This is a genomic window from Leptospira stimsonii, assembly GCF_003545885.1.
Classification (GTDB): Bacteria; Spirochaetota; Leptospiria; order Leptospirales; family Leptospiraceae; genus Leptospira; species Leptospira stimsonii.
The window spans coordinates 25,073-41,417 of sequence record NZ_QHCT01000002.1; the positions used below are offsets into that span (position 1 = coordinate 25,073).

The following is a 16,345-nucleotide window of genomic DNA, read 5'->3' on the forward strand; positions in this document are numbered from 1 at the left end:
TTACAACTTTTTGTAGGAAAAATTTTGAAACTTCGGCGAAAGGAGAGCCAAAAAAAGCTTTGGATCATTTTTCCTTTTTCTTAGAGTGACATAATCCCTTCTTACTAGTCTTACGGAGTCTGAGAGCAAATTTATGAAGTTAAACCGCCATTTTACGGCCCCCAAAAGTGGAGAATCGTCCGAAATTCGTTGGGCGAAACGCAATTCCAAGATTTCCAATCCGGATGGATCTAAAGTTTTCGAAGCAAACGACATCAAGGTTCCTGAGGGTTGGTCTCAGGTTGCTGTTGATATTCTTGCGCAGAAATACTTCCGTCGAAAAGGAATTCCGAAGTATTTGAAAAAAGTACAAGAGGAAGGGATTCCAGAATGGCTTCAAAAATCGATTCCTGATGCAGAAAAATTGGAATCTTTAAAGCCGGAAGATCGTTTTGGCGGTGAAACCAGCGCGCTGGAAGTCTTTCATAGGCTTGCGGGATGCTGGACGTATTGGGGATACAAATACAAATACTTCTCCGATGAAGAAAGCGCAAAAGTTTTCTATGATGAAACAGTGTATATGCTCGCCACTCAGATGGCGGCTCCCAATTCCCCTCAGTGGTTCAACACAGGGTTGAACTGGGCATATGGAATTGATGGTAAATCCCAAGGTCATTATTATGTAGATCCTTCTACCGGAAAACTCGTTAAGTCTGCGTCCGCGTATGAACACCCCCAACCACACGCTTGTTTTATCCAAAGCGTGGATGACGATCTCGTCAACGAAGGTGGAATCATGGACCTTTGGGTTCGGGAAGCTCGTCTTTTTAAATACGGTTCCGGAACGGGGACCAACTTCTCCAACCTAAGAGGTGAAAACGAACCGCTTTCCGGTGGAGGAAAAAGCTCCGGTTTGATGAGTTTCTTAAAAATCGGAGACCGTGCCGCCGGTGCGATCAAATCCGGTGGAACCACCCGTCGCGCGGCGAAGATGGTTTGCCTCGACGTGGATCATCCGGACATCGAAAGTTTTGTAGATTGGAAAGTAACCGAAGAAAAGAAAGTCGCGTCTCTGGTAACCGGTTCGATGTTGAATAACCGTCATCTCAACGCGATCATTTCCGCTTGTTACGAGATGGAAGGTGAAGATCGTTTTGATCCGAAGAAAAATTCTTCTCTCAAGAAAACGATCGTAGAAGCAAAGAAAGTTTTAATTCCCGATAACTACATCAAGCGTGTGATCGATCTCGCTAAACAAGGTTACAAAGAAATTCTTTTTGAAGAACTCACAACCGATTGGCAGTCCGACGCTTACAATACCGTTTCCGGTCAAAATAGCAACAACTCTGTCCGTCTTACGAATGAGTTTATGACCGCAGTAGAACAAGACCAACCTTGGAACTTGTATTTCAGAACGGAAAAAGAAAGAGCGAAAGCAGAAGGACGCAAACCGAAACCTTCCGAAACTCTTAGAGCAAGAGAACTCTGGGAAAAAATTTCCTATGCGGCTTGGGCGAGCGCGGATCCTGGAACACAATACCATACCACCATCAACGAATGGCATACTTGTCCCGAGGACGGACCGATCAACGCATCGAACCCCTGCTCCGAATATATGTTCTTAGATAACACGGCTTGTAACCTTGCTTCGGCGAACTTACAAAAGTTCGTAGATCTGGAAACCTTAAACTTCGACGTGGAAGGCTTTCGTTATCTTTGCAAACTCTGGACGATCATTCTTGAGATCTCCATCACAATGGCTCAGTTTCCATCCAAAGAAATCGCAGAACTCTCTTATAAATTCCGGACCGTCGGTCTTGGTTATGCAAACCTCGGTTCTGTGTTGATGATTCTTGGAATTCCTTACGATTCCCAAGAAGCGATGGCGATTACCGGTGCGATTTCCTCTATCATGCACATGACTGCGTATGCAACTTCCGCCGAAATGGCGAAAGAACAAGGTCCGTTTGCGGGCTACGCGAAGAATAAAAAACATATGCTTCGTGTGATTCGCAATCATAGAAGAGCGGCTTACAACGCTCCTTCCGGTGACTATGAAGGTTTGACGATCACTCCCGTTGGAATCAATCCGGCGTTTTGTCCTTCCTATATGCTGAAAGCGGCTCAAGAAGATTCTGATCTCGCTTTGGCTCTCGGTGAAAAACACGGTTATAGAAACGCACAGGTGACAGTAATCGCTCCCACTGGAACGATCGGCCTTGTGATGGATTGTGATACGACCGGGATCGAGCCCGACTTCGCGTTGGTGAAATTCAAAAAACTCGCGGGTGGCGGTTATTTCAAGATCATCAATCAATCCGTTCCTTATGGTCTTAAGAAATTGGGTTATTCTCCTTCCGAGATCGAAGCGATCGTCAACTATTGCAAAGGTCATGCGACTCTCAACGGAGCTCCGGTAGTAAACACGCAAGCTCTGAAAGAAAAAGGTTTCACGAACGAGATTCTCGAAAAGGTGGAAGCCTCTCTTCCTCTCGCTTTCGATATCAATTTCGCGTTCAACAAGTTCAATCTGGGAGAAGACTTCTTGACCCGGAATCTTGGAATCGCAAAAGAAATCTTCGATGTTCCCGGTTTTTCTCTTCTGGAATATCTCGGTTTTTCCAAAGACGATATCAACAAAGCGAACGATTATGTCTGCGGAACGATGACGATCGAAAATGCCCCTTTCTTAAAAGAGAAAGACTATCCGGTGTTCGATTGTGCGAACAAATGCGGTAAGTATGGAAAGAGATTCCTTTCCTACGAATCCCATATTCGTACGATGGCGGCGGCACAACCTTTTATCAGCGGCGCGATCTCTAAAACGATCAACCTTCCTGAAGACGCAGTTGTAGAAGACGTCAAAAACGCCTACTTCCTTTCCTGGAAGATGATGATCAAAGCAAACGCTCTTTACAGAGACGGATCGAAACTTTCTCAACCTCTCAATTCCGTACTCGAACTCCTCAATGGAATTGAAATCGAAGAACAAGACGAAGTCAGAGAAGCGATGATCTCCAGAGATCCGGTTCAAATCGCAGAGAAAGTAATTACGAAGTATATCTCTCACAGAAGAAAACTTCCGAGCAGAAGAGCGGGTTATACTCAGAAAGCGATCGTAGGCGGTCACAAGGTTTATTTAAGAACCGGTGAATACGAAGACGGTCAAATCGGAGAAATCTTTATCGATATGCACAAGGAAGGAGCGGCGTTTAGAAGTTTGATGAACGCGTTTGCGATTTCAGTTTCCTTAGGTCTGCAACACGGGGTTCCATTGGAAGAATATGTGGATGCATTTACATTCTTCAAATTCGAGCCGAACGGAATCGTTTCCGGAAACAAACATATCAAGATGAGCACTTCCGTAATCGATTATATCTTTAGAGAATTGGCGATTACCTATCTCGGAAGATACGACCTCGGACAAGTTGCGCCGGAAGATCTGAGAGGAGACGAGATCGGTTCTAAAAGAGCTACCGCAGAATCGAACGTACGTGAAAAAGAAACGGTTACGAACACCGCGGTTGCGGAAGCTCCTCCGAAGAAAGAAGTGGAAACCATTTCCTATTCTCAGATGATTTCCAAGGAAAGAACTTCTGCTCCAACGGGACTTGCGCTTTTGGAAGAAGTAAAACTCGCGAAGATCAAGGGCTATACCGGAGATTCTTGCTCCGAATGTGGATCGTTTGAAATGGTGAGAAACGGGTCTTGTCTGAAATGTATGTCCTGCGGATCTACCACTGGATGTTCTTGATTCAAAGTTTCTAAAAGAAAAGATAAAAGATCTCGATATTATTGATTTGATATCGGGTGAAAAAAAGGTCTGGATGAATTTTCATTCAGACCTTTTCTTTTTTATGAAGTGTTTTTATTTAAGGAGTCCAAAAAGCATTTTGATTTCGAGATGTAAATCGTGTCCTCGCATCGCAATCCGATTCTTGTATCAGCTTTTTATTTAACTGGGATTTCTTTTAAAAAAATTCGAATCCTTCCATATCCGTGCCTCTCTCAATTCTGAATGAAAAAGTTCAAAGTTTGCCTCGATGCGTTTCGAGCGAATGAAGTCCCTAACGAAAGCGGTAGGATCGATTTGCTTTTTAAGTACTAGCACCGATTCGATCGATCTTGGGTTTCAAACGCATCAGTGATATTTCTTATCGATTCACTGAACTTCAATTTTAGGTCGGTATACATCGGTGAAAATGCTGGGACGAACTAATACCGGTTTCATCGAAGGATCACTCAATACAGCCGGAGCATCGTCGAACGGCCTTTCCTCCGTTACGATGATCTCCGGTTTGACTTTTCCACTCGTAATAAAGTCGGTAGCAGCTGCAAAATTGATTCTGCCCAAGCCGCGCCCGGTATAAAAGTGCAAACCCTTTGCATACATATCCAACATAGGGAATGCAATATCGCTGAAATGCCCTCCTACGCTCGAACAATAACCTTCCGGTTCTGTAGAACGAATCGCACACAAAAGACCTTCTTGCGAGGCGCTCGTATCGACTGTAATCGGATATCTGCCGGGACGTTTTCCAATTCTTTGTCTTGGTGAACTTTCTATCGGATTGGCTCCGAGTTTTTCGGCGATTTCCAATCTTGTTTTGTTTGTGTCCACGTAGTCGACGGCCCCTGCCCCCGCTGCGCGCGCGTAAGCCGCGGCAAACAGTCCGATGGAACCGGTGCCACCCATAATCAACACATCGGCTCCTGGGTTGTTTAGAAGATGTGGTACAGTCAATTCGTAGCCGAAAGGAATGTTATCGCTTAGGCTTGCGACGTGTGAAGGATTGAGACTCGCGGGCAAGGCGAATAACGTAGCATCCGCATTCGGCACACGAACGAGATCGGAAAAAAAACCGCCCCACTTTCCTCCTACGGACATACCGAACATCGCGCCTTGAGGAAACGAAGCACAAGTGTTCATCAATCCTTTTCGACATCGATGACATTGACCGCAAGAAAGATGCCAGCTAACAACGACTAGCTGACCCTTATAGAAACTTCGAACACCTTCTCCTACTTCGATAATCTCGCCGATACATTCGTGTCCGATCTCAAAAGGTCCTTTAAAAGGTGTTTTTCCTTGAATGATCATTATATCCAGATCACAAGTGGACGAGGCAACAGGACGGACGATTGCGTCTTCCGGATGTAACAAGGTAGGTTCGGGCGATTCCCTCCAATCCAACTTCCCCGGTGAAAAGTATGTAAGAGCTCGGTTCATCCTGGTTTCCTTTTAGATTGAATTTTATTTTGTAGTTTCCGTGGATTGTTTCATTGCGTCTAACGTGACTACTTTTCCGGACATTCCCCAGCCTCCATCGGGAACCTCGTTAATATGGACCCAGGTGTATCGGCGAACGATCGGTTTTCCTTCCGCTTCTACGACTGCGTCGGTCACTTTCTGAATCATATCATTCTTCATCTCCGCCGACAAGGATCCCGCTGGGACAAAAATTTGAACTAAGGGCATAAAAATCCTCCTTTTTACAGAATTTAATATTATGATGATCGTCATAATTATCAAGAAAATTTTTTACGGAGATTGAAATAAAATGTATTAAAGTTCGCTATACTATCAAATAATTTAGAGATTGAAAAAGAGACGATTATAATAATTATGATAAATTGTCTAATTTTTGGACTTCCGATCTAAGAATCAGGAATCTTTACGGAGTTCTAATTTGAGGAAGAATCGATGGAAAAAATATCCCGAACGAAGAAAGAAATGATTACGGCCGCTCGTAAGCTGATTCAAGCAAAGGGAGTTGCCGCAACGGGACTCATGGAAATTGTTTCGGTCGCGGAAACTTCCAGAGGTTCGATTTATCATCATTTTCCCGGTGGAAAAGACGAGCTGATCTGCTTAGCCATCGAAGAAGCGACAATTCTTGCCGAAGCAGGTATCATTCGAGCCGGTAGAAATGGAAGAAACGTAGCCGAAGTCATTCGAAAGATCGCTTCCGTTTTTAGACAAACTCCTGAAAATTCCAAATGGCAAGTCGGTTGCCCCGTCGCGGCCACAGCTATAGAAGGTCATTCGCAGCCGCCTGTAGTAAGAGAAGCGGTAGCAAACGCCTTCACTCGCTGGAGCCAGGCGATTGAATCTACTCTAACAAATGCCGGTTTAAAGACAAAGGAAGCGAAAGCCGTCGGACTTGGTCTTTTGGCCGCATTGGAAGGCGGCTTGTTATTAGCCCGAGGTTTATCTTCTTCAGAACCCTATGATACAATCGTTGAATTGATAATCGCAGGAGTAACCGTAAAACGTTAGTTTCGATCGATCGGAAGAAGCTTTTACTTTTCCCACTTTCGAAAACCGTTCGTGTCTATATGAAATCGGTTTCGAGAATACAATCCGAGTCCGATCTTTCGTTCGGCTCCATCTTTTTCCCAAAGTTTTAAAAGCCGATTCTTGAAATGAGCGTGATCGATTTCGCGATCGGGGATCATATCTAGGGCGGAAAAATAAAGATGCCGGCTCGATTTTGCACCGCCCGCTTTTTCATTATAATCTTCTTCTCGAAAACTAGAAACCACCGTAACCGGACCGATCTGGGGAACTATCAAATCGCGAATCACCCTTAAAGTCGGTAGGATGTTTGGCCACAGAGCTTTCGGCGGAATCGCAAAAGGTTGGCTTTTCGTTTGTCTCCAATCCGTGCCCTGTCTCAATAGTTGTTCCAAGGGAACTACATTCAAGACTTTGTGTTCTCGAAGAAATGTTTCCAAGGCAATGATTTTCTTTTGATTTCCCGGAAGTTTCCTAAATTCGTTCCACTTTTCTTTCGAAGGAGCTGTATGAGGTTGGAAATCGCAGAAAGAACAGAAAAACAACGGGATAAAAATAACAATTCTCATGAGGACGAGCTTGTTCATGACATCGATAGAGGAGGATATAGAACGAAGAATCGTAAAAATTTCAAAATCCGTTTTGGACATTTCATTCCGGATTCAAATACAATCCTTTATAAAATAACTCCTTTATGGAGCGGACGGAGGGCCGCTCAATCCAGGAATCTTCGCTTCCGGCTTTCCGATTGTTCCCATCAATGGAATGCACTTCTCATTACTTTGTTTACTCAAGACAGTAAGCATATCTTCGATATCCTGTCTTTCTAATGCGAAGTTACGGTCCAATTCCAGACAGATTTTAAGGTTGAGTTGCGAGAATTGAATACTTTCAGAAAGACGAATGTTTCCGGTAATATCAAAACGAGCGATCGACGTGTCCAAGGTAAAATCTTTAAAGATTAGATTCCCTCCTTGGAGATTGATCTTGGTTAAGAATTTCTTTATCGTAACATTTTTGAGTTCTCCGAGTAATGGAATTTCGGGAAGTTCCATGATCATACCGGAAGAACCTGCAGGAATTTCTAGATCCAGGTCACCGCCCATTCTTGCAATTCCCGCATCCAAATTTTCAAATTTTCCCTGACCTTCGATCCGAGGAATCTTTGCAAACGGTCCGTTCTCCGTATCGATTTTCAAGGAGATGAGTTTGAATTTTCCGTCAAACTTACGTTTCATCAGTCCGAAGAGCGAGGTTTTTAGAACCGTTTCTTCGGCTTTGATTTTAAGATTGGACGGTGTCGTAATCTCCAAAGTGTCCAGAGTTACATTTCCCAAGAGTGAAATACTCAGATCCCGAAAATTAATAATCGTTCCCGTTTTTGTGGAGGAAGTATTCAAGGAACTTCGAATGATTTCGTCGAGTGGAAAAAGGAGAATCGTAAAAATCAGAAAAGAGCCGACACCCGTTGCGATCAAATAGAGTTTTTGTTTGAGGGAGAATCGAGGCGCCGACTCTTCCTCCTCTTCTTGAAGTTCCAGAGTTAAGAATTCTTCCTCCTCCGGAGTAAGGGCTGTTTCTTCCTGAAATTCTTCTTCTTTTTTCATCGTTTATTGCCTTCTCGACTATAACTCGACAATTTCAGGTTAACGTCATAAACTTCCTTCCCCTGAAACGGTTTTCTAAAGTTGAGATATTCGACCCTCGCGTTGATCATTTTGTTTTTTTCTATATCATATACGAATCGAAATATATTATCGAGGGTTACGGATCTAAAATTGATATCGATCGTAGTTCGTTTGTATTTTTTATCTTCGATCGCGTACGAGTCTTTCATCGTTGAGATCTTTTCTTTCAATCCGTATCTCACGAAAATTTCGTCGAGTTTTGCATAGATCGCACTGACGTCCGAATCTCCTCCGGAAGAATCCAAAGAACGAAAGTCATTGTATTCTTGGATGATCTTATCCAGTTTTACCGGAGCGGTTCTTGAATCTTGAACTCTTTCCGTCAAACCTTGGCGAATACTTACGATCTTTTGGATCGCTAAAAATACGATCAGTAAAAGGATCGCGCCGATTCCACCGAGGACGATCAGTCTTTCTCTTGGTTCTAATTTTTCGAGCATAATGATCTTAAAAAGATTCCTCCGCGCCGACGGGCTTATTCACAACCTTCATCGTGATCGTAAACGAAACCTTATACGTTTTGATTCCCTGCATCATTCTTTTATTCGTTACTTCGATGTCCTTGAACATCGGTGATTTTTCCAAAGATCTCTGCACGACCCCGATCTCGCTAAACTCGTTTACTCTTCCTCCGATTTTTACGAGGTCTTGATCGTAGTCGAATTGATCCAACTGAAATGGTTGCATATCGGAAGCGGGAAAGTTCATTGAAAGTTCAAAAAGAATATCAAGAATACTCGGTTTACTTAAGTAGAGTCTGTAGATTTCGGTCTTTTTCTTCTCGTCGTTTTTGAGTTTTGTAGCGTATTCTAAAATATCCACATCTTCCGGAGCGGATCGTCCGAAACCTCTTTGGAATTTTTCGGCAAGAAGTTTTTCGCTCGCGCTTAACTTTCTTTTGTCGATCACGATTCCGACAAAAAAAACGGTGATCAAGATAAATAGGGAAACTCCTGAAAAGATCAAATGTGGAAGAAATTGATCGAAGTTTAGAATATTCTTATTGATTCGTTTAACGTGTGGAGTGTTTATGAAATCGATTTTATCTTTTTTTGCTAAACCGAAATGGTAACCCATACCGAAACAAGTCGAAAATGTATCTCCGTCCAAAGAAAGAAAATCATATCTTCTCGTAATCAATCCAAGGGATTCTCCAAAAACGGATTCGATTCCTCGGATCTTACTTCCTCCGCCGGAAAGATATAAAACTTCCGGCCTTTCCGTTTCGTTCATGGAGACGATACTTCTATTAATTTCGGAGGAAAGTTTTTCAGCGAATTTCGAAACGCTCTGAAAGGATTTTTTAATATCGGCGACTTTGAGTTTGAATTCTTTTGCGAATAGATTTAAGCCGTCGTCTTCCCCGGAGAAAGGTTCGAACTGGAGAGAAAGTTTGATCGCCTCCGCTTTCTCATAAGGAATTTTTAAATCGGAAGCGATCTGTTCCGTGAGAGTGTCTCCTCCCATCGAAATATATCTCGTATGAGCCACTTTTCCTTCGGAGAGAATGTTGAGGATCGTAACTCTTCCGCCGATGTCGGCTTGTGCACAATTCTTATAAGTGATCTCTTTGTTTGTATGTTCGGAGATGACCGTAGACAAACTTACCGAATCTACGAAGAGGCCGCGGAAAACGATATTCGTATCCAAAAAAGGAAATGTGATGAAGTCGAGTTCCGAGTGGTGAGCACAATACGCGATCACGTCGGACTTTTCCTGATCGATTCTCCAAATACTTCCCGTGACTTCTACGGTTTCCATAGGAAACGGAATTCTATTTTCCACTTCAAACGGAATGACTTCTCGAATCGCTTTGACGGTTGTGAGTGGAATGTGTAGTTCTCTTACAAATAAGCGGTCGAGCGGAAGATTGAGAACAATGCTTGTTTCTCCTGGAAAGTAAGAGTTGATAAAACGAAGAATGTTGTGGCGATATTCCTCTTCTTCTCCGTGAGAGATACTCATGATCTCGGAACGAAGAATACTCAGTTTACCCAGAACTTTTTGGAAGAGAACTCCTTTGATCGTGCTGGTTCCGTAATCGATTGCAAGAAATTGATCGTAAATAAACATCTTACTTTTAGTCTTCCATATAATAGAGCATAGTACTGTTGGTTAGATCGAAAATCCCGGTGATTCTTCGAATCGTTTTTCCGACCTGCCCCACTGCAACTATTCTAAAAATTTCACCTTTGGTCTTGACCCTTCCGCCGGAAACATCCGTCCCTTCGCCGGCGAGTTCTTTATAAAGAGTGAGCCCGCCCGCTGTTGGAATCTGAAATTCCTGGAATTTCTCAATGTCCTTCAGCTCTTTGATAAAACCGCCCTGCTCCAATTTGAATTTAAGAATACGCATCGCGGCCTGTTTGGTCATAAAATCGGATAAAGACATCAAAACAAAATAAGGCGCGGCGTTCAAGTTGATTCTATCGTCTGAGTTTTGACCGGAAGGGATGTAAGCAGTGATATTATTAGCCAAAACGAAGTCGCTGTCTCCAATCAGGGCTTTTTCCTCTTCGGATTGGAATGCATTCGAATACTTTTCGGCATAGTCCGCAGGTTTTAAGGAGCCATAGACGAGTTCCCGATCGAAACCTTTTACGGAAACGAGTTCGGAAACGGAATACATAAATGAATTCTTATTTTTTCTTGGAGGTTTTAAGGAAGAATAGTATCCGTCCTCGGCGCCCCCTCCGGTTTCCTGAAGATCCGTATCCATCCAATCAAAGATCGGAAAGATCTTTTCCCTTTTGATTCCGAGTTTATCGAAAAGACGGGAAACCATTTCCACAGCGCGCAGGTTTTGTTGGTTATCATCCGGATTGAGAAGTGTGTTGAGATTGATCTTTCCGTCTTCGGAGCTGATCTTATAGTAGATCGTTCCTCCGCCCATCGGAAGCGGAGGCGGATTGAGCGCGATCCCACTTTTGTAGAGATATTCTTCCGGAATCTTTTTAAGAGCGCCTAACGCACCTTGAAAACCCGCTTTTGCAAGCAAAAGCGCTCTGAATCCGTCCGCGTCCGCCTGTGCAATCCTACGTTCTCCGAGGGCGCGTTCTCCGAATTCGGTAGCCGTATAAAAGGAAGCCGTTCCGATCGCCATCACGAGAATGACTACCATAAATCCTTCCCTGGATTTGCGCAGAGTTTTACGCGCGAGATAAGTTCTGGATTCTTTAGACTCGAAGGTATTTAAGAATATTCTGATTTTATTATTTAAAAAGAATTCCCGGAAACGCGAGGGTTTCATAGCGGACCTCCTTTTTGCCGGAATTTACGATCATTTCGATTCGAATGAGTCTCGGTAGAACCTTAGTGAGCTTGGAATCCCATTCGTCTTCCCATTTTGCGCCTGTCCTGGAATACTTTAATTGAAAACTTTTGACGTGACTGAGGAGAGTGTATTCGGTTCCGCCCGATTTCGGATAACGATCCACCATCTCGTCTTCTCTTCGAATCAGAAAATTATAATCCGGTTGTTCCGGCATGGGTTTGAGATAAAATCCGACTTCTCTGACTTCGGGCATCGAGGTTTCTTCCGAGTTGGGATGGGTCGCGGCAAAGTCCAAACGGTCTTTTCGATCGATTCCTCTCCCGTCGTTTTTTCCAACAAAGATCAATCTTCTTTGTGTTTGATGAAAGTAAGCCATAGAAATCGTACTACGAACATTTTCCATTGCGAGTAGAATGTCTCTTTTGGAAGCTCCGCCCGGAGAAGACGATTCTCTGGAAATTTTCAAAGCAGTATAATACGTGGAGAAAATTCCTGTGAAGATCACGCCCAAAATCATCACTACGATCGAAATTTCGATCAACGTGAATCCATTGCGGTAGAATTTGAAACGGTTCTTTTTCATATCAATACTGAGCCGATTTGAATGTTTCCGCAGTATAAGATTCCGTTCCACTTCCCGCAGGATAATTGATCGTAACCTTAATTCTAAAAACTCGGATGATCCCTGCCGTGGAGGCCCCTTGATTCGCTTGACCGGATCTTCGCATAATCAGTTTGTTCATCTCGGAATCTCTTCCACCTAACAGGTCTTCCGGTTTTTTACCTTCCTTACCCGCGAGTTTGAGAAGATCCATATCCTCTTCCCCGATCTGTGTTTTAAAACTATAACCCGGATAACCCGGAATTTCTCCGGTCGTATTGTCGGATTGAAGAACCGAAACGGAATCGATCTGAGCCATCTTGATCTTTGCGAGATGAACCGCGTTTGACATCACAGCCGCGAGTCTTTGTTGTCTGATCCCATTGGAGATGACCATATACGTATATGTCATCGCAATTCCGGCTAACGCGAGCGCTATGGAAACTTCGATTAGGTTGAAACCCTTTCGAAAAGAATTCCGGATCCGTTTCCATTTGGAGAAGAATTTAAGGTTGCTGTTGTTCGTTTTCATCCTGTTGTTCTTTCCAATTTTTATCGTTTGAGAGGTTGGAAGAAGTGTGAAATTGTTCCCCTTCCAGAACGGTAACCTTTCCTCCGTAACGATAGATGATCAAAGTTCGATAAATGGACGGATCGTTTCCCAAGTGAATGCTGTAATCCGCGGCGATGCCTAGGTAAGTAAAGGGAACCTTTACGATTCCCTTTGTATATCGAAAACCTCGAATGTCGGTGATATCTATGATTTCGGAATTGTATGGAAGTTTTTGCGGTTTAAAAACCAATACTTCTTTGAGGCCGCCTTCGTCTCGAACGAGTTTTTTTACGGTGTACGTGTCGTTTTCAATATCCAATTCCAAAACCATGGTCGTGTTCGTAAGAATCGATTTGCGATAACAAAATTCAGCCGCTTGTTTGAGGGTTTGTGCCGCGTCCGAACTAGAGGGAACGATGAAATTTGCGGCGGTAGTTGCAAGAATACTAATTAACCCCGCGAGGATCGCGATCACCACGATCAACTCGATCAGGGTAAATCCTTTCCGGATATTTCTTATTTTCATAACCGGAAAGGAGAAGGAAGTTTATTTTCTGCGGAAGTCGGATGGATATTCGTCTTCGTTGAGAATGTTGAAGTCAGCATTTTTGCCTTCTCCGCCCTCTTTTTTATCTTTACCTAAGGTAAATAATTGAACGTCACCACCGGAGTCTCTTTTGAGCTTATAAGAAGTTCCCCAAGGATCGTTGATCGCCCCTTTTTTACTCAGGATCGGTTTCCAATCCTCAGGCACTTCTCCGGTCGTCGGTTTTTCAACAAGAGCCTCTAATCCTTGTTCGTCGCTCGGATAAGAGCCGTATCTCTGTGCGTATCTTTCCAGATGAGATTGTAATTCGTATGCGTCTTTCTTAAGTTTTAGAGCCGCGGTATCGTCGCTGATTTCACCCGGACGAAAGTTGGAATAAACCAAAGCGATGAGCGCTCCTAAGATGATCACGACAACAGCGAGTTCTATCAGTGTGAGACCTTTTCTGTATTTTCTTTTTAATTTGGACAGATTCAATTGAATTCTCCTTATTCTAAATTATATATTTTGAAGTTGCTGCGTCAAGTTGTACATTGGGACCATGATCGAGGCCATAATCGTTCCAATGAGAAGACCCATTACCACAATCATGAGCGGTTCCATGGATTGTGTCATCGTTTTAATCGCAGTATCCACTTCGGTATCGTAAATATCCGCGAGTTTGTTCATCATTTCCGGAACCCGGTCCGAAACCTCTCCGGCTGCAATCATACCGATCACCATCTGAGGAAGAATTACCGATCCGCTAAAGGAAGCTGAAAGTTTTTCTCCTTCCTTGATTCTATCGACCGCGTTTTTGATTTCTTCCCCGAAGATGGAATGATCCACAATACGTTCAACGATGGAAAGAGTTGTGATCAAGGGAACTCGATTGCTCAAAAGAATACCGATGTTTCTCGCAAAACTACTGACTAAAACCTTACGAGCCAAAGAACCCAAAATCGGAACCTTGAGAATAAACTCGTCCCAGTTTCGTTTTCCTTGGGGGGTATTTTTATAATAGATAAAGCCGACGATTCCACCAAAACCCAACGCGAGAAGAAGCCACCAAAATCCTATGAGAATATCGGAAACTCCAATGACGATTCGAGTGATTAAAGGAAGTTTTGCGTCGAACTGCAAAAACAATTCTTGAATCTGAGGAATTACCACGGTCAATAAAAAGATCGTTACAAAGATGGAAAGCGAACCCATGATAAAGGGATAGACCATCGCGACTTGGACTTTCGCTTTGAGCTCGCTCGACTTCTCTTCCAATTCCGCGAGTCGAGTTAAGGTCGCTTCGTAATCTCCCGTTTTTTCTCCTACCGCGACGAGAGAAGGAAACTGGCTCGGAAATACATCCGGATGTTTCTTCATCGCTTCGGATAAGGAAGAACCTTCGGTGATGTTGGCTTGCATCCCCGTTAAAACTTTTCTAAAATTCTGATTATCGGTTTGTTCTACTATGCTCGCCAAGGATTTGTCGAGAGGAATTCCCGCTCCGAGCAAGGTCGCGAGTTGTCTTGAAAAAAGCCCGACCTCTTTGCGAGGAATTCTATAAAAATATTTGGCTAAGAACGGAAAAAGTTCCCGGTCTTTTTTTTCGGAATCTTCGGAAATGTTGCGAACGTAGAGTCCCTTGTTTTTTAATTTAGAACGAGCCGCCTGGAGGGAAGCCGCGTCGATGATTCCCTTTTCTTCTTTTCCTTTTTTGTTAAATGCTACGTAAGAATAAATTGCCATTTTGTTTAAGTGACTCTGAGCACTTCTTCGATCGTTGTAACGCCGTCGATTACCTTTCGAATTCCATAATCTTTTAAAGTTTTGAAATTGTGTTCTCTTGCGATATCGTTTAATTTTCCGGCGTCGCTACCTTGAAGAATAGCCGATTTAATATGAGAATCTACTAATAAAAGTTCGTAGATCCCGGTTCTTCCCTTGAAACCGGTGCCCATACAATGAGAACAACCTTTTCCTCTGTGGAGAGTTCCGTTTTTCAAAGCTTTTTTCGAGATTCCGATCGACTCCAATTCGGACGCGGTCGGTTTATACGTTTCTTTACAATGGGCGCAGATCACTCTCACAAGTCGTTGCGCCATAAATCCGAGAACGGTGGACGTAATTAAATACGGTTCGATCCCCATATCCACAAGCCTTGTAGCCGCGCTCGCCGCGTCGTTTGTGTGGAGTGTGGAAAATACCAAGTGACCCGTGAGCGAGGCTTGGATCGCGATCCTTGCCGTCTCTTCATCCCGAATCTCCCCCACCATGATGACGTCCGGATCCTGACGAAGAATGGCTCGAAGTCCCGTTGCGAAGGTAAGTCCGATTTTCTCCTGCATCTGCATTTGAGAAATTCCCTCGAACTGATATTCCACTGGGTCTTCGCAGGTGATGATGTTTCTTTCTTCGGTATTCAATTCACTGAGTGCTGAATAGAGAGTCGTAGACTTACCGGAACCCGTAGGACCTGTAACAAGTATGATTCCGTGCGGCTCGATGATCAAGGATCGGATCGTCTTTACGAGTTCCGGATAAAAACCCATCGTATCCAAAGAATACTTTTGGTCCGTCTTGTTCAAAAGTCGCATCACGATTCTTTCTCCGAACTGACAAGGAATCGTAGAAACGCGGATGTCGATATCCTTTCCCGTCAATCTAAGTTTGATTCTACCGTCTTGAGGAAGTCTGTTTTCCGCGATATTCAAGTTCGACATGATCTTGATTCTGGAAGAAATTCCCGCATGATAGGATTTCGGAGGACTGAGCACGTTATGCAAAATGCCATCCACACGATAACGAACCACAAGTGATTTTTCGTACGGTTCTATGTGTATATCCGAAGCCCTTTCGTTCACTGCTTGGGAAAGAATGACGTTGACCATCTTGATGATCGGCGCGTCGTCGCTTAAATCGAGAGAATCGTTTTCAAAGGCTTCCGCGAGTTCGGAAAAACTTCCTTCCATCTCGTTCAGCATTTCTTTGGCCGCGGAAGAAGTTGTATCGAAATGCGAATGGATGATCCGCATGATTTCCGGTTCGGGAGCGAGAATGAATTCTACGTTGTATCCTTTGAGAAAATTACGAGCGTCGTCCATCGGATGGAGATCGGAAGGATCGGAGACCGCAATTCGAATCGTTTTTTTTGAGAGTTGAAAAGGAACGATTCTACTTCTTTGAATGAGTTTGAGAGGAATCTGTTGAAAGACCTCTTCCATTCCGGAGAATTCTAATTTTTCACGAAACTCGAGCTGATAGAGTTTGGAAAGCGCGCGGAGAATATCGGATTCTCCGGCGATTCCTTTTTTTTGAATGATATGACTGAGAGGAAGGTTATTCTTTTTCTGAACCTTCAGGGAATCTTCCAGATCTTTTTCGGATATGATCCCCTCTTCGATTAGGATATCTCCGAGAGTTTTCAAC

15 protein-coding genes are annotated in these 16,345 nt (G+C 43.6%); 2 read left to right on the forward strand and 13 right to left on the reverse strand.

Translation table 11 applies throughout. The features are described 5' to 3' along the window. Window positions 1-133 precede the first annotated feature (133 nt). Window positions 134-3,733, forward strand: coding sequence for a vitamin B12-dependent ribonucleotide reductase (locus tag DLM75_RS08240; RefSeq protein WP_118968067.1), 3,600 nt, complete (start codon window positions 134-136; stop codon window positions 3,731-3,733). A 408-nt stretch (window positions 3,734-4,141) separates the two neighbouring features. On the opposite strand, the gene DLM75_RS24410 is transcribed toward DLM75_RS08240, so the two are convergent. Continuing rightward, window positions 4,142-5,209 carry a zinc-dependent alcohol dehydrogenase gene (locus tag DLM75_RS24410; protein WP_167731739.1) on the reverse strand — a complete coding sequence of 356 codons (1,068 nt, stop codon included), beginning with the start codon at window positions 5,207-5,209 and terminating at the stop codon, window positions 4,142-4,144. A 24-nt stretch (window positions 5,210-5,233) separates the two neighbouring features. Further along, on the reverse strand, window positions 5,234-5,458 hold the full coding sequence (locus tag DLM75_RS08255) for a tautomerase family protein (RefSeq protein ID WP_118968068.1): 225 nt from the start codon (window positions 5,456-5,458) through the stop codon (window positions 5,234-5,236). A 225-nt stretch (window positions 5,459-5,683) separates the two neighbouring features. Between DLM75_RS08255 and DLM75_RS08260 the strand changes: the two genes are divergently transcribed. Next, a complete protein-coding gene (locus DLM75_RS08260; RefSeq protein ID WP_118968069.1) occupies window positions 5,684-6,259 on the forward strand; it encodes a TetR/AcrR family transcriptional regulator in 576 nt (191 codons plus the stop codon). A gap of 23 nt (window positions 6,260-6,282) precedes the next feature. Here DLM75_RS08260 and DLM75_RS08265 read toward each other — a convergent pair whose 3' ends face one another. From DLM75_RS08265 to gspE, 11 genes are read right to left on the reverse strand one after another with little or no spacing between them, the layout of a single operon-like run. Beyond that, a complete protein-coding gene (locus DLM75_RS08265) occupies window positions 6,283-6,927 on the reverse strand; it encodes a D-Ala-D-Ala carboxypeptidase family metallohydrolase (protein ID WP_241547868.1) in 645 nt (214 codons plus the stop codon). A gap of 42 nt (window positions 6,928-6,969) precedes the next feature. Next, window positions 6,970-7,884: a type II secretion system protein GspN gene (gene gspN / locus DLM75_RS08270; RefSeq protein ID WP_118968070.1), complete on the reverse strand. Its 915-nt coding sequence runs from the start codon at window positions 7,882-7,884 to the stop codon at window positions 6,970-6,972. After that, on the reverse strand, window positions 7,881-8,405 hold the full coding sequence (locus tag DLM75_RS08275; protein WP_118968071.1) for a hypothetical protein: 525 nt from the start codon (window positions 8,403-8,405) through the stop codon (window positions 7,881-7,883). The genes gspN and DLM75_RS08275 overlap by 4 nt, the downstream gene beginning before the upstream one ends. 7 nt (window positions 8,406-8,412) lie before the next feature. After that, a complete protein-coding gene (pilM, locus tag DLM75_RS08280; RefSeq protein ID WP_118968072.1) occupies window positions 8,413-10,038 on the reverse strand; it encodes a pilus assembly protein PilM in 1,626 nt (541 codons plus the stop codon). A 7-nt stretch (window positions 10,039-10,045) separates the two neighbouring features. Beyond that, window positions 10,046-11,215, reverse strand: coding sequence for a type II secretion system minor pseudopilin (locus DLM75_RS08285; protein WP_118968073.1), 1,170 nt, complete (start codon window positions 11,213-11,215; stop codon window positions 10,046-10,048). After that, window positions 11,178-11,822 (reverse strand): type II secretion system protein GspJ, encoded by a 645-nt coding sequence (locus DLM75_RS08290; RefSeq protein ID WP_118968074.1) that lies wholly within the window; start codon window positions 11,820-11,822, stop codon window positions 11,178-11,180. Before DLM75_RS08290 ends, DLM75_RS08285 begins: the two co-directional genes overlap by 38 nt. 1 nt (window position 11,823) lies before the next feature. Beyond that, window positions 11,824-12,372 (reverse strand): type II secretion system protein, encoded by a 549-nt coding sequence (locus tag DLM75_RS08295; protein WP_118968075.1) that lies wholly within the window; start codon window positions 12,370-12,372, stop codon window positions 11,824-11,826. Continuing rightward, complete coding sequence (locus DLM75_RS08300; RefSeq protein WP_118968076.1) at window positions 12,347-12,919, reverse strand: type II secretion system protein; 573 nt, start codon at window positions 12,917-12,919, stop codon at window positions 12,347-12,349. Before DLM75_RS08300 ends, DLM75_RS08295 begins: the two co-directional genes overlap by 26 nt. 21 nt (window positions 12,920-12,940) lie before the next feature. After that, complete coding sequence (gspG, locus tag DLM75_RS08305; protein WP_118968077.1) at window positions 12,941-13,417, reverse strand: type II secretion system major pseudopilin GspG; 477 nt, start codon at window positions 13,415-13,417, stop codon at window positions 12,941-12,943. A gap of 21 nt (window positions 13,418-13,438) precedes the next feature. Beyond that, the gene (locus DLM75_RS08310) at window positions 13,439-14,665 is read right to left on the reverse strand and encodes a type II secretion system F family protein (RefSeq protein WP_069607374.1); all 1,227 of its coding nucleotides are present in this window, start codon (window positions 14,663-14,665) and stop codon (window positions 13,439-13,441) included. A 5-nt stretch (window positions 14,666-14,670) separates the two neighbouring features. After that, on the reverse strand, window positions 14,671-16,344 hold the full coding sequence (gene gspE, locus DLM75_RS08315; protein ID WP_118968078.1) for a type II secretion system ATPase GspE: 1,674 nt from the start codon (window positions 16,342-16,344) through the stop codon (window positions 14,671-14,673). Window position 16,345: the final 1 nt, after the last annotated feature.

Coding starts and splice junctions, on each gene's coding strand:
- DLM75_RS08240 (WP_118968067.1), top strand. CDS start 134: ATGAAGTTAAACCGCCATTTTACGGCCCCCAAAAGTGGAGAATCGTCC.
- DLM75_RS24410 (WP_167731739.1), bottom strand. CDS start 5,209: ATGAACCGAGCTCTTACATACTTTTCACCGGGGAAGTTGGATTGGAGG.
- DLM75_RS08255 (WP_118968068.1), bottom strand. CDS start 5,458: ATGCCCTTAGTTCAAATTTTTGTCCCAGCGGGATCCTTGTCGGCGGAG.
- DLM75_RS08260 (WP_118968069.1), top strand. CDS start 5,684: ATGGAAAAAATATCCCGAACGAAGAAAGAAATGATTACGGCCGCTCGT.
- DLM75_RS08265 (WP_241547868.1), bottom strand. CDS start 6,927: ATGTCCAAAACGGATTTTGAAATTTTTACGATTCTTCGTTCTATATCC.
- gspN (WP_118968070.1), bottom strand. CDS start 7,884: ATGAAAAAAGAAGAAGAATTTCAGGAAGAAACAGCCCTTACTCCGGAG.
- DLM75_RS08275 (WP_118968071.1), bottom strand. CDS start 8,405: ATGCTCGAAAAATTAGAACCAAGAGAAAGACTGATCGTCCTCGGTGGA.
- pilM (WP_118968072.1), bottom strand. CDS start 10,038: ATGTTTATTTACGATCAATTTCTTGCAATCGATTACGGAACCAGCACG.
- DLM75_RS08285 (WP_118968073.1), bottom strand. CDS start 11,215: ATGAAACCCTCGCGTTTCCGGGAATTCTTTTTAAATAATAAAATCAGA.
- DLM75_RS08290 (WP_118968074.1), bottom strand. CDS start 11,822: ATGAAAAAGAACCGTTTCAAATTCTACCGCAATGGATTCACGTTGATC.
- DLM75_RS08295 (WP_118968075.1), bottom strand. CDS start 12,372: ATGAAAACGAACAACAGCAACCTTAAATTCTTCTCCAAATGGAAACGG.
- DLM75_RS08300 (WP_118968076.1), bottom strand. CDS start 12,919: ATGAAAATAAGAAATATCCGGAAAGGATTTACCCTGATCGAGTTGATC.
- DLM75_RS08310 (WP_069607374.1), bottom strand. CDS start 14,665: ATGGCAATTTATTCTTACGTAGCATTTAACAAAAAAGGAAAAGAAGAA.